We start from the raw sequence: 13,806 nt of genomic DNA on the forward strand, positions 1-13,806 counted from the left end.
GAGTGGAGGACATGAGCCCGGCCTGCACACACGGATGTACCGGCAGGTGCCGGTGTGTGAATGGGATGGCGGCTCATGTGCGCTCCGGTGTCGCCTGGATCGTGGTGCGGTGTGCGCGCCAGACATGCAGGCGCTCGGACAAGCGCTCGAAGAACAGGTAGATCACGGGCGTGGTGTACAAGGTGACCAATTGCGACAGCAGCAGGCCACCGACAATGGTGATACCCAACGGACGGCGCAACTCCGCGCCGATGCCATCGCCCAGCGCCAGCGGCAGTGCGCCGAGCAGTGCCGCGGCGGTGGTCATGATGATCGGACGGAAGCGCAACAGGCAGGCGCGGCGGATTGCATCGTGGGCGTTGCTCCCGGTGCGACGTGCCTCGATGGCGAAGTCGATCATCATGATCGCGTTTTTCTTAACGATACCAATAAGCAGCACGATGCCGACGATGCCGTCCACCGACAGGCTCAGTCCGCACAGCATCAGTGCTAGCAATGCGCCAACACCGGCCGGTGGTAGGGTGGAGATGATCGTCAGAGGATGGATATAACTTTCGTACAGCACTCCCAGCACGATGTAGATCAACACAATCGAAGCCACCAGCAGCCATACGATGTCACTCTGGCTACCGGTGAATTCGACCGCTTTACCGATAAATTGGGCACGCACCTGGGGGGGCATATCTAACTGTGCGCGTGCCTGTTCGATCGCCTTGACGGCCTGGGAAAGGGAATAGCCCTGAGCCAGGTTGAACGAGATCGTCACGGCGGGAAGTTGTTGCTGATGGCTGACGACGAGAGGGGCGTTGGTCACCTTGGCGTCGGCAAGCACCGACAGCGGGATGATACGGCCTGCACCGACGGTCATACCGGTGTTCTGGTTGCCGATGCCGGTGGCCGTGGAGGAATTCGATGAGACTGCTTGACCGAAGCTTGTGGCATTGCTGCCAGTCAGTGCGCCGCTGCCGTTGCTAGCTACTCCCAATTGCTGCATCAGTGCGGTGCTGGTGCGGAACTGTGGGTCCACTTCCAGGACCACTCGGTATTGGTTAAGTTCAGTGAAGATCGTGGAGATCTGACGCTGGCCGAATGCGTCGTAGAGGGTGTCATTGATGGTCTGCATCGGTACGCCAAGGAGGCTGGCCTTGTCACGGTCAACGGTGATCTGTAATGCACGACCTTGGTCGGCCAAGTTGTTGTCTACGTCGGCCAGTGCCGGAATCTGGCGCATGGCCTCGGTCATCCGTGTGGCCCAGGCCGCCAGTTCGGTTGCGTTGACGTTCGAGAGCGAGTATTGGTATTCAGTTGCAGCCACGTGGGTGTCCAAGGTGACGTCCTGCACTGGCTTCAGATACAGGGCGATCCCCGGGATGCCGGCTGCGGCGCGTTGCAGCCGTGGCTGTAGTGTGTTCAATCCCTCACGCTGGTTGCGTGGCTTGAGTACGATCGACAGTTGACCATGATTGAGTGTGGGGTTGATGGTGCCAGCGCCGATAAATGCGGCGACGCCTGTGACGGCGGGATCCTTGCGCAGCGCTTCGGCCACGGCTAGGGTGCGTTGTTCCATCTGTGGGAACGCCACGTTCTGGTCGGCCTGTACCACGCCGATGATGAGTCCGGTATCTTGCTCCGGCAGCAGGCCCTTGGGGATCGTCACATACAGCAGTATGGTCAGCGTCACTGTCCCCAGCGCTACGGCCAGAGTCAGTGGTTGGTGCATCAGTACCCAGTCCAAGGTGCGCTCGTATAGGGCGACGGTGTGCGTCCACAGCGTGGCCTTGCCACCTGGGGTGGTGTGCTCATGGAGTCTTTCACCTTCGGGCAGGGCATCGGGCTTAAGCAGGTAGGCACACATCATCGGGGTGAGGGTCAGTGACACCAGCATCGAAATAACCACTGCGGTTGACAGTACCCAGGCGAACTCGTGAAACAGCCGGCCCGTGATGCCGGGCATCAACAGCAGTGGCAGAAACACTGCGACCAGCGAGATGGTGAGCGAGAGTACGGTGAAACCGATCTGACGTGCGCCGATCTCGGCCGCTTCGCGTCCGCTCTTGCCTTGCTCAATGTAGCGGACGATGTTTTCGATCATCACGATGGCGTCGTCGACGACAAAACCGGTGGCGACGACTAGTGCCATCAGGGAGAGGTTGTCCAGCGACATACCGGTAAACGCCATCACGCCGAAGGTCCCGGCCAGCGACAGTGGTACCGCCACCGATGGAATGAGTGTGGCCCACAGCCGGCGTAGGAATACAAAGATCACCGCCACCACCAAGGCGATGGTGAGCAACAATGTGAATTTCACCTCATGTACGGAGGCGCGGATGGTCTCGGTGCGGTCGGAGAAGACGTCAAGACGGACATCGGCGGGCAGCACGGCACGCAGCTGTGGGAGGATCGCGTGGATTTGTTCGACGGTCTGGATGATGTTGGCGCCGGGTTGGCGGCGGATTTCCAGCAGCACGGCTTGTTGCCCGTCGGACCAGGCGGCGATCTGGTCATTCTCGACGCCGTCTACCACATTGGCGACATCCGACAGGCGCACCGGACGTCCATTCTGGTAATGGATGATGGTGTCGCGATATTGCGCAGCATCTTTGAGCTGATCGTTAGTACCGATGCTGTAGGACTGAGTCTTGCCATTGAGCGAGCCCTTGGGTGCGCTGACGTTGGCTTGTGTCAGCGTATTGCGCAGCGCTTCCATGGTGAGGCCCATGCTGGATAGCTGGGTAGGATTGACTTGGATCCGTACGGCTGGTCGGACGTTGCCAGCAATCGAGACCAGACCCACGCCTGGTATTTGTGACAGGCGCTGGGCCAAGATGGTGTCGGCGTATGTGTTGATGTCGCGTAGTGGCAGTGTATCGGAGGTGAGGGTGAGGGTGAGGATGGCCGCATCGGCTGGGTTCACCCGGTTGTAGATCGGCTGGTGGGGCAGTGATGAGGGGAGCGTGGCTTGATGGATCGCTGCTTGCACGTCTTGTGCGGCGATATCGAGGTTTTTTTGTGTTGAGAATTGCAGGATGATCGTTGACAAGCCGGCCGAGGAATCAGAGCTCATCATGTCCAAGCCGGAAATCTGCCCGAGCTGGTGTTCCAGGGGGGTGGTCACCAGTGAGGCCATTGTGTTGGCGTTGGCACCCGGGTATTGAGTGGTGACAACCAGGCTGGGGGCATCCACCTCCGGGAGCGCCGACATCGGTAATTGCTTGTAGCCTAGGATCCCAAGCAGGAGTACGCCGGCCATCAGCAGGGAAGTGGCGATGGGGCGGCGGATGAAGATCGTCGAAAAGCCCACGTGGTGTGTCCTTGACAAATAACGTCAGTTGGAGCAAGCGCGTGACGCGCTGCAAGATAAATTAAGGTCAGAAGGGTGGGCCGCCGCCAGGAGGGCCCATGCCCTTCTTGGTGCGTTTTTGCGCAGCGGCCTTCAGTTCGGCTTCGGTGGGTGCTGGTGGAGTTTCACCTGGTGCTAACGTGATGACCTTGCTGCCTGGTTTGAGCCGGAATTGACCTTCGGTCACCACTGTGTCGCCGGCAGCCAAGCCTTTGGCGATCTGTACATGGCTGTCACCGATGTCCACGCCTTGAGTGACCACATGGGTGACGACTGTGTGATCGGGCTTGACAAGGTAGACGTAGTCGCCATCTGGGCCACGTTGCACAGCCTGTGTCGGAATCACGACACCATTGGCGATGGTGCGCAGTTGCAGGCGCACGTTGACGAACTGACCAGGCCATAGTGTGTTATCGCGGTTGGAAAACACGGCGCGTGCGCTGAAAGTGCCGCTGTCAGCGTTGATCTGGTTGTTGATCGCATCCAATGTGCCATCCTCGGTCAGTGGGTGTGCATTACCGCGGTCCAGAGCGGCCACCATCACGGGTCCGGAGGCATGCGCTTCGCGCACGGCTTGCAACAGGCGCTCGGGAAGATTGAATGAGACGTAGATGGGATGAATCTGAGTCAAGGTCACGATGGCGGTGCTGGTGGTGACCACGTTGCCAGTATCCACGCCGCGGATCCCGGCGATGCCGTCGATCGGGGCGATGATCCTGGTGTATTGCAGTTGCACCTGGGCGGCGCGCATTGAGGCTTCGTTCGCGGCCACGGCTGCTTCGTACTGTGCGACTTGGTTACGCTGTGTATCCAACTCTGTCTTGGCGACGTAGGGTTGGTATTCCAGCGTGCTGGAGCGGGTGTAGTTGGCGCGCGCGGTTGCCAGTAGTGCTTGGTTCTGACGTTTAGCCGCTGCGGCTTGGTCGTAGCTGGCCTGAAGTGCGCGTGCGTCGATTCTGGCCAGTAACTGGCCTTTTTTGACGGCTTCGCCCTCACGGAAGTGCAGGCTGACCAATTGACCGCTGACCTGTGGGTTAATCGTGACGGTATTCAGTGCGGTCACGGTGCCGGGGGCGGTGGCGTATACGGGAACATTTTGGGTGCTCGCTGCGACCACCGTGACGGGAACTGGATCTGCGTTCTCCTGTTTCCCGGTCTTGGGTGTGTTGTCAGTACCAGCGAGGTGTGCGCTGCTCTTGTCGCGTGGAGTGCATGCGGTGGCCATGAGTGCTGTGGCCAGCAATGAAATTTTCAAGAAGTACGGCATGACCAAATCCTGGATGCTGAGAGACTTGGTGCCTTCGGCATCCTATCCCCCGGGTTCGCGACATGGTAGAGCATTGCCGTATGCAACGCTGACCAAAACATGAATAGAGGGGAAGGTGGGTGGTTTTGATGTTGCGGCGGGAACAGTCCTCTGCAAACGTCAGAACAGCCTCTAGAATCCACATATGAACACCCCCCAGTATTCCGCTCTTGGACACGTGGTGCCCTACCCGAGGGCTTACGATCCGTCGTTACTTTTCCCGATCTCCCGTGCTGTAGCGCGTACTCATATTGGTATCGGTGTGGTGCTGCCGTTCGTGGGTGAGGATCGCTGGCATGCTTATGAGCTGAGTTGGTTGGATGCGCGCGGCAAGCCCTGTGTGGCGACCGCTACTTTGCATGTGCCGTGCGATTCGCCCTGTTTGATCGAATCTAAATCGCTCAAGCTCTATCTCAATTCGTTCAATGCCGAGACATTCGATAGTGCTGAGGTGTTGCGCATGCGTATCGCCACTGATGTGTCGGTGTGCGCTGGTGCGGCGGTTACGGTTGAATTTGGGTTGCCGCCGGCCGTTATGTGTCACACAGCAATGTCGCTTGATGGACTGAATGTGGCCATGGATGACTACGGTCCGCCGAATCCAGATTATTTGTCCATGGCTGCTCAGGATTTTGTTGAAGAAACCCTGACCTCCGCTTTGTTCAAGTCCAATTGCCCAGTGACTGGTCAGCCAGACTGGGCCAGCGTGACGGTGCGTTACTTCGGTGCGCCGCTGGACCACGAGGGTTTGTTACGCTACTTGGTCAGTTTCCGCAATCACGCTGCATTCCACGAGCAATGCGTGGAGCGTATTTTCCAGGATGTGTTACAGCGATGCGCGCCGCAATGGCTCGCCGTAGAGGCGCGTTACACCCGCCGCGGCGGCCTGGATATCAATCCTCTGCGTGCCACGCCGGATATGGCGTCGCCTATCCCGGTGTTCCGTGACCCGCGTCAATAGTGCGTCGTTGCTGTGGATGTGGTGTTTGGGCTTTGTCCGTTTGTACGAGGCAGCCGCCGAGAGCAACACAAGGACGGTTGCCATTGAAGTCTTGATGTGCCTGCCCAATGGGTTACACGCTCTACCATTGTCAATGACGTCATCTGCCACGACAATGCCACCCCCTAAGGCGCTGCAAAAATGGCTAAAGCAGATGCGGGTTGCTGCCAAGTCGGTGTGACAGCCGTAGTGTGTGCCCTTCTAACTCATGGCACTGTGCTTAAAGGGAGACTCAAAAATCCCCCAAGCTGTTGTAACAGTCCAGGGGCTGGTCGTTGTTTGTCGATCATGTTCCCGATGTTCTTAAAGTTCCAGCTCAGTTGCGCGATGTGCGAAATGACGGCGGCTTGCGTTTTAATGTGCTGCGATCTGCTGTGGTGTTCAATCGGCGTTATCCTGAGCCGGCTGCTGCGTTGTCGAAAGATCGTTTTACTTTGTGGATCGCTCTAGATTTTTTAGCAAGTTCATATTGCCCAGGCGATATATCAGTGCTGCGGCGTCATCGTGACTAAATCCTCAGCAGTTCTCTGGGGAATGCTGTGGAAGCACGTTCCCGATGTTGCAAGCATTGATAGTGTAGTGGTCATCATGATCCGGAAGGTACTTTCCGAGAGCGCAGAGGATAAAGCGGACCATACGGTTGTTGTGCGTCTTCATAGACGTGGTTGGCCAGCTTTATCTGGCTGACATTGGCAGCGGCAATGTGGTGACCGAAGACTTCAAGCCACTGAGGACAGTGGTCGCTCATGGTCTTTATCTATAGTTAAGACAGACGCAGGCTTCCCATTGGCCTGCCAGCGTCTGCATGATCCCTATTGAATATCCTAAGGGACGTTGCTGAGAGAATAGTATGGTTAGGACGATGATGCATGGTTGCTAACGTCTTATACACGCGATACGCGCGGCAGCGCGGTAAACGCCAAAACAGGATGGGAAGGTCGAATCAAGCCATCATCGTTGTTGCAGTTTCATGTTTTGCTAATAGGATCACACTCATCTTGATGCTCAGCCGTTTTGGAAACATGGGTACCGTTGTTTTCGGTGGAGTTGTATGGCTCGGTCGTTTCTTTGAGTTTCAATGCAGCGCCGATGCTGGCGAAGATGGAACCCATGCCGAAGCAGAACGCTTGGGGGTCGAAGGCTTGGCCACGCCAGACGACGGTGTAGATTGTCAGAGCTAGTGCTATAAAGACGACAAGAATACCAAGCCAGCGCACTAAATCATGCGTCTGATTATCTTTGCCGGTGAGCAGTTGCTTGATGATTTCACTCATGCGCCTACTCCGGTGTTGCAGCGCTTGGATAGCCCAGTGTCGTTCCATTGAATTTTGACAATGACCAGTATGCAGACCAGCATGCTTAACGCCAACATGCTTGCGCATCGTTTAGCTTCGGGGGCAATGTAGAACAGCACTGCTAACATTAATACGCTGCTTAGATTGGGGGAGAATGCGTGTAATCGAAACATATTGATTTTCCGGAGATATTGCTGGATAGCTTGGCTTTTTAGTTCTTTATGTGTTGCACGGTTTCGATGATGGGGATCTCCACTTTGGACGGCGCGTTGCGCAATCCAAGTGTGGAACTTAGAGCTCATGGATATTGGCATCCACGCTGTGGTGATCGTCGCTTGGCATCAGCATGCCGTCAATCTTGCAATGGCTGTGGATTAACACTAAGTTGACACTGTCGTCCCGGATCTTTGTTATTGGTGCCTTTACTTAGTGTTGTTGGGACACAGTCAGCGGATAGTCTGCATGATTGCTTGTTCTATTGAGGGCTTGAGGCCCAGATGGCCGGAAACTTGTCGTTGACCGCGTCGATGCTGGTTTTCGTCGCCGTCTGATGGGTTACTGCAGTAATGGAAGATTGGGTGTCCAGGTTGCCAACAGCAGTAACGGTGTTGGAGGATCTTTGTGCGCTGACATCAATGCAAGCTCCGTTGATCGCTTTCTATCTATTCCAGGTCCTGACCGGGGATGGCCGGTCTCTGATTGAATAGATATCTTGTAATGTGGGTCAAGATAGTACGATGCGATCGTCGCGTGTGATGACACATTCCCCGCCGCTTTCTTGCAGCGATGACGTGGTGTCCATAGATTTTGGAACCCATGTTGCGAGGAGGGAAGGATCAGGTTCACACATATGGTCCTGCTGACGATATGGTGTCTGTACAGCATTGTCAGTCGTCGTGACTGTCAATGCCATTCGTGACATTGATTGAATTGCTTAGGCAACGTTGCAGCAAAGCAATGCTGCCGTTGTTGCTGATCGGTCATGGTGTGTAGGGAGCAGGCGTATTAAGGTTAATGCATGCACTCATTCAGTCATGACATGTTGCCTGACCAATGACGAGTGCTGAGGTGATGTGCATTTTGAGTGTGCAGATAGCACATGTGTTATGCAACCGCACGTTGTGTGGGTTCAAAGTGAAGGTGGCGTATATACATGATGTGATTTCTCTCTCAATTCATCATTTCTGATATCACATGCTTTTAACTTGCCTGTTAATCTTGCAATAGCTCAGTTCTAGCCGGGCATATGGGGAGCCGGCAGCGTTGGTGGAACGAGCGTCAGGCTTACCAGGGGAGTCACTGGGAGTCGAGTTGATGTGATTACGGATGGTCTGCTACCGTCCGGTGCCAGCTGCGCCTTTTGCGCGCTGCATGCCGCGGCAGTCATGGAGGACTGCCGCTTCTTTTTTAGCTTGATGTCAGATTGACCACTTTGGGGCGTGGCCTCATGGGCGGGTATGTTTTTGTATTCATTAAGGGAAATAGGCGTACTGCTTATGAAAGTTGTGTATTGCGGGTAAGTCTCACAGCCCAGCCGGTGTTGCAGTGTGACCTTGGATGAGGTGCGTGATCGCGCTTGTTGTTAGGAAGTAAGATCATGTTGATGTGTCAACGTTTCCTGGATTACTCGTGTTGTTAGATATCTGGTTGCATTAGGTGGTAGCAGGGTAGTCAATGCACCTAGCAGGGTGATGTGTGCGGCAGCCATCGTGAGTCGATCTGGCTAAATGATTCGGCTGTACAGTATGTTGTTGGTGTCCATGTGATCAGCACTTGCCCGATTTAGATACAACGTTGCTGCGTGGGTTCATTCTGAATCGAGGTGCTGAGTGTTCAGCATTGTTTTTATTTTAGGCGTGTGTGCTGCAGAGGACATTGCAGTGAATGCTGCTCGACGGTACACACGGATGTACTGAATGAGGATTCGGCTCAGCTAGTTGCTTACTGCGTTGTTGAGGGTGTCCAGTATCCGATGCACTTCTTCCCACTTCTTAGGCAAAGTGTTGTTCGAGTGACCGCAGGGCGTGTCGCGCCTTACTTAGTGGACAGTGCTTGGCGACCAAGCGGGTAGAACCTGCGTCCATGCCACTGTGCCTTTGTGGAGAGAGTACGTGTGCTGATTGTCTGCTGAGGGAGAGTGGGAACTCAGCGACTCTGGAAAGGCGGCTGTTCTCGGTCGCGGTAACACATGTGTCAGGGGGCAACTCCATACCAAATCTCTAATGCCCAATGATTTCGAGGTTTCAAAAATGTGGATTCGTTTTATCGATCTTGAGTGCTTGATCTAGTATCGTGGTTCAAAGCCGGTGGCGCCAGTCGCCGATTATCAGAACCACCTAGGAATCGCCGCTATGGCCGGTAAGACCCTGTATGACAAATTGTGGGACCTTCATGAGGTGGCGCGTCGCGATGATGGTTCTTCGCTGATCTACATCGATCGTCATATCCTGCATGAGGTGACTTCGCCACAGGCTTTTGAAGGACTCCGTTTGGCTGGGCGGCAGTTGTGGCGGATCGATGCCAACATCGCTACTCCCGATCATAATGTGCCGACTACTCATGGGGAGCGTCAAGGCGGTTTGCTCGCCATTGCAGATCCTGTGTCGCGCCTGCAAGTGCAGACATTGGACGAAAATTGCGATGATTTCGGTATCCTCCAGTTTAAGATGAACGATGTTCGCCAGGGCATCGTCCACGTGATCGGTCCGGAACAGGGAGCTACTTTGCCTGGTATGACGGTGGTGTGCGGTGATTCGCACACATCCACACACGGTGCGTTTGGTGCGTTGGCACATGGCATCGGGACCTCTGAGGTCGAGCATGTGCTGGCCACGCAATGCTTGGTCACCAAGAAGATGAAAAACATGCAGGTGCGTGTGGAAGGCGCCCTGTCATGGGGTGTGACTGCCAAAGATATCGTGTTGGCGTTGATCGGAAAGATAGGCACCGCCGGTGGCAACGGTCATGCGGTGGAGTTTGCTGGTAGTACGATCCGCGCTTTGTCGATGGAAGGGCGCATGACCATGTGTAATATGGCAATTGAAGCAGGTGCGCGCGTGGGTATGGTGGCGGTGGACGAGAAGACGATCGACTATGTGTGTGGTCGTCCGTTTGCGCCCAAGGGCCCCGATTGGGACGCTGCTGTGGCGCTGTGGCGCGGTTTGGTCTCTGATCCGGACGCGCACTTCGATCGTGTGGTTGAGTTATGTGCCGAGGAGATCAAACCGCAGGTGACCTGGGGGACCTCGCCGGAGATGGTGTCGGCGGTGGATCAATCTGTGCCGGACCCGGAGTGCGAAGCAGATCCTGTGAAGAAGGAGTCGATGATTCGTGCTCTGAAATACATGGGCTTGCAGGCGAACCAGCCGATCACTGAAATCCGGCTGGACCGTGTGTTTATTGGCTCCTGCACGAATTCCCGTATTGAGGATCTGCGTGTGGCGGCGGCGGTCGTCAAAGGCCGTAAAGTTGCTCCCACAGTGAAACAGGCGCTGGTCGTGCCTGGCTCGGGATTGGTGAAGGCACAGGCTGAAGTTGAGGGTTTGGACAAGGTGTTTGTCGAGGCTGGTTTTGAGTGGCGTGAGCCTGGATGTTCGATGTGCTTGGCGATGAATCCCGACAAATTGGGCAGTGGCGAACATTGCGCATCTACTTCTAATCGTAATTTTGAGGGGCGTCAGGGCAACGGCGGCTGCACTCATTTAGTCAGCCCCGCGATGGCAGCAGCAGCAGCGGTGGCTGGTCACTTTGTCGATGTCCGCGAGTTGATGCGGTCATGAATACATCACATCGGAAAATCTTCTTTAAATCTCCTTTGCATGTGCTTGGAGATGGTGTAGCAATTGCAAGGCGGCTGAAATCAGCCGAATGGTCGATCCATATTGGGCGATATGTGTGTTGGCAGTGCTGTGCTTGGATTGTTCCGACGGACGATTGGCGGACATACTCCCGAAAAAAGTCCTGGCTGTATTGCGAGTATTCCCCAAGCGGTTGCTTCTTTGGATTTAGCGGCGTAATAAAACGATTTTGCGCTCTATGAGCGTAGAGTACATATAGAGCATTTAAGCATTGGTGATGCATGATGAAACCGTTTACCCAACACACCGGCTTGGTCTGTCCGCTCGATCGCGTTAATGTCGATACCGATCAGATTATTCCCAAGCAATTTTTAAAGTCGATCAAGCGCACCGGTTTCGGTCCTAATCTGTTCGACGAGTGGCGCTATTTGGATGTGGGTCAACCTGGACAAGACAATAGCAGGCGCCCCCTCAATGCTGATTTTGTGTTGAATTTCCCCCGTTATGCCGGGGCGAGCGTGTTATTGGCGCGCGAGAATTTTGGCTGTGGCTCCTCGCGTGAACATGCCGCGTGGGCGCTGGACGAATATGGCTTCCGTGTAGTGATCGCGCCGAGCTTTGCCGACATCTTTTTTAACAACAGCTTCAAGAATGGCTTGCTACCGGTCGTGTTGAATAACGTTGAGGTCGACGCACTGTTTGCGCAGTGCAAGGTGACCGAGAGTTACACACTGACGGTGGATTTAGCGGCACAGCGAGTGATTGACCCGGACGGCATGACCTACGCTTTCGAGATCGACACGTTCCGTAAGCATTGTTTGCTTAACGGCCTAGATGATATTGGGCTGACGTTACAGGATGCTGAGGCAATCCGTGCTTTCGAGGGTGCGCATCGTATGCGCCAACCGTGGTTGTTTGCACCGTTGCGCTGAATCCCGATTGATGAGTGTGACTCTCTCCGCATTGCGATAGGCTGCACAGCAGCCGCACATTTATTGCTACGGCGTGGTGTGCGTGTTGAGTGAGACAGGTGCGGGACTACGGTCAGTGTGCGCTGTACAACCGGATGAGCATGCGCGCAACCTGAGTTGCAATCGTGTCCATGTTGCGCTCACCTGGCCGATGTGGTGCATACGATCCGTTGAATACCGTTACCTGAAATGTTCCAGTAATGTGCCTGCGGTGCAGGATGTACGTGGGTGCTTGCCATTGGCCAATATCGGTTCCGACGTTGTGGTCGGTCGTTGTGTGTCGCACAGCTCCGAGCAACGTTATGCCAAATGCTGCGTGAGGTTGTGGTATTGGGTGCGGGTGGCATCACGGTGTTTGCTGAGCTTGCGTGATCGTTACAAGCCTTTGGTTGGATATGCGACTGTCGTGTGATTGCCATGTGCGTTTTGTATTACGCGAATGCTTAAGATGTACTACGCGGCTGTGTCCTTGCGGTTTGTGTGGTGCATTGCTTTTTTATCCTTTCTCCAGATCTATGGACAACAGGTGCACAGATGTGCAGCGTTGTCTAATACACAGGACATCTTCATATGAGTAAGCAAATACTAGTTCTTCCTGGCGATGGCATTGGGCCTGAAATCATGGCTGAAGCCGTAAAAGTGTTGGAACACGTCAACGTGCGTCATGGTCTGGGTTTGACATTGAGTTTTGACGCACTTGGTGGCGCTGCTTATGAAAAATATGGGAGTCCACTGGCTGACGAAACGTTGGCGCGCGCACGTGCGGCGGATGCAGTACTGCTTGGTGCGGTGGGTGGCCCGCAGTGGGACACGATAGATCCGGCGCTCCGCCCGGAGAGAGGATTGCTGAAGATCCGCTCTCAATTGGGACTGTTCGCCAATCTGCGTCCCGCATTGTTGTATCCGCAATTGGCAGCCGCGTCCACCCTGAAACCCGAAGTTGTATCCGGACTCAATATTCTCATCGTGCGTGAACTGACAGGTGGTCTCTACTTTGGTCAGCCACGCGGCAGCCGCACATTGGAAAATGGCCAACGTGAAGCGTTCGATACATTGCCGTATTGTGAGAGCGAAATCCGTCGCATCCTTAGGGTTGGTTTTGAGATGGCGCGCCTGCGTGGCAGGAAGCTCTGCTCGGTGGACAAAGCTAATGTGCTTGCTTCCAGCCAGTTGTGGCGCACCGTGGCGGGGGAAATGGCCAGAGATTATCCGGATGTGATGCTCTCGCACATGTATGTAGATAATGCGGCGATGCAGTTGGTACGCGAACCCAAACAGTTTGATGTGATCGTCACTGACAATATGTTTGGTGACATCCTTTCGGATCAAGCATCGATGTTGACCGGTTCGATCGGTATGTTGCCGTCGGCGTCGTTGGACGCGAATAACAAGGGGATGTACGAGCCCTGCCATGGTTCAGCACCGGATATTGCGGGGCATGGGGTCGCTAATCCACTGGCGATGATTTTGTCGGTGGCAATGTTGTTGCGTTACAGCATGGGACAAGCCAAATCATCTGAGGCGATTGAGCACGCTGTCGGTGTTGTGCTCGATAGTGGTTTGCGTACAGCTGATATCTGGTCGGACGGGATGACCAAGGTGGGTACTGCAGCCATGGGAGATGCAGTGGTGGCAGCGCTCTGAGTCTTGTTTACACGTGCGGGTTGATAAAGGCTGATTTTTTTCTATGGATTGAGTGCAATATCGTGCCGTGGCGTCAGGGCTATTACTTACAGCATGGCATCAATGATTCTGCTCTTAATCCAACCTTTTCCAGATGTGTGTTGCAGTGAGTTCGATTTTTGGATGAGTCTTGTTCTTCTTGTGATCTTTGTGATCCAGAAAGACATATATTGCAATCTGTTTCACAGTCTTTAATCGATGTTGTTTGAGATAAAGACGGACTCTCTGCGTGACGGGAATGCACTCATACTCATGAAGTACGAGTTGTATATCGTGATCGGTTTATAAGGGGTTCTGATTATTTTTTCATTAGGTTCATACTTATACATGGTTCCTTTATGAGTCGAATGTGCAGAAAGATTTAATGGGTCTTTAAAGAGTAAAGACATTAAGCATGTGAATTTCTGGAATCAG

9 protein-coding genes are annotated in these 13,806 nt (G+C 54.5%); 5 read left to right on the forward strand and 4 right to left on the reverse strand.

All coding sequences use genetic code 11. The features are described 5' to 3' along the window. Nucleotides 1–73 precede the first annotated feature (73 nt). Nucleotides 74–3,301, reverse strand: coding sequence for an efflux RND transporter permease subunit (locus PLS229_RS04640; RefSeq protein WP_038270209.1), 3,228 nt, complete (start codon nucleotides 3,299–3,301; stop codon nucleotides 74–76). 67 nt (nucleotides 3,302–3,368) lie between these two features. Next, the gene (locus PLS229_RS04645) at nucleotides 3,369–4,607 is read right to left on the reverse strand and encodes an efflux RND transporter periplasmic adaptor subunit (RefSeq protein WP_038270206.1); all 1,239 of its coding nucleotides are present in this window, start codon (nucleotides 4,605–4,607) and stop codon (nucleotides 3,369–3,371) included. Nucleotides 4,608–4,791: 184 nt separating this feature from the next. Between PLS229_RS04645 and queF the strand changes: the two genes are divergently transcribed. Both queF and PLS229_RS12440 read left to right on the forward strand, forming a co-directional pair. Further along, a complete protein-coding gene (gene queF, locus PLS229_RS04650; RefSeq protein WP_038270204.1) occupies nucleotides 4,792–5,607 on the forward strand; it encodes an NADPH-dependent 7-cyano-7-deazaguanine reductase QueF in 816 nt (271 codons plus the stop codon). Nucleotides 5,608–6,286: 679 nt separating this feature from the next. Then, nucleotides 6,287–6,409 carry a hypothetical protein gene (locus PLS229_RS12440; protein WP_267903177.1) on the forward strand — a complete coding sequence of 41 codons (123 nt, stop codon included), beginning with the start codon at nucleotides 6,287–6,289 and terminating at the stop codon, nucleotides 6,407–6,409. 205 nt (nucleotides 6,410–6,614) lie between these two features. Here PLS229_RS12440 and PLS229_RS04655 read toward each other — a convergent pair whose 3' ends face one another. Both PLS229_RS04655 and PLS229_RS04660 read right to left on the reverse strand, forming a co-directional pair. Next, a complete protein-coding gene (locus PLS229_RS04655) occupies nucleotides 6,615–6,920 on the reverse strand; it encodes a hypothetical protein (RefSeq protein WP_038270202.1) in 306 nt (101 codons plus the stop codon). Next, a complete protein-coding gene (locus PLS229_RS04660) occupies nucleotides 6,917–7,243 on the reverse strand; it encodes a protein kinase family protein (RefSeq protein ID WP_152536564.1) in 327 nt (108 codons plus the stop codon). The genes PLS229_RS04655 and PLS229_RS04660 overlap by 4 nt, the downstream gene beginning before the upstream one ends. A 2,049-nt stretch (nucleotides 7,244–9,292) precedes the next feature. Here PLS229_RS04660 and leuC point away from each other — a divergent pair. The 3 genes from leuC to leuB all read left to right on the forward strand — a co-directional run bounded on the left by leuC (nucleotide 9,293) and on the right by leuB (nucleotide 13,353). After that, on the forward strand, nucleotides 9,293–10,720 hold the full coding sequence (leuC, locus tag PLS229_RS04665; RefSeq protein WP_038270200.1) for a 3-isopropylmalate dehydratase large subunit: 1,428 nt from the start codon (nucleotides 9,293–9,295) through the stop codon (nucleotides 10,718–10,720). Between the two features lie 302 nt (nucleotides 10,721–11,022). Beyond that, a complete protein-coding gene (gene leuD / locus PLS229_RS04670) occupies nucleotides 11,023–11,670 on the forward strand; it encodes a 3-isopropylmalate dehydratase small subunit (RefSeq protein WP_038270325.1) in 648 nt (215 codons plus the stop codon). Nucleotides 11,671–12,279: 609 nt separating this feature from the next. Continuing rightward, a complete protein-coding gene (leuB, locus tag PLS229_RS04675; protein ID WP_038270194.1) occupies nucleotides 12,280–13,353 on the forward strand; it encodes a 3-isopropylmalate dehydrogenase in 1,074 nt (357 codons plus the stop codon). Nucleotides 13,354–13,806: the final 453 nt, after the last annotated feature.

It is taken from the genome of Xylella taiwanensis (genome assembly GCF_013177435.1).
GTDB lineage: Bacteria > Pseudomonadota > Gammaproteobacteria > Xanthomonadales > Xanthomonadaceae > Xylella > Xylella taiwanensis.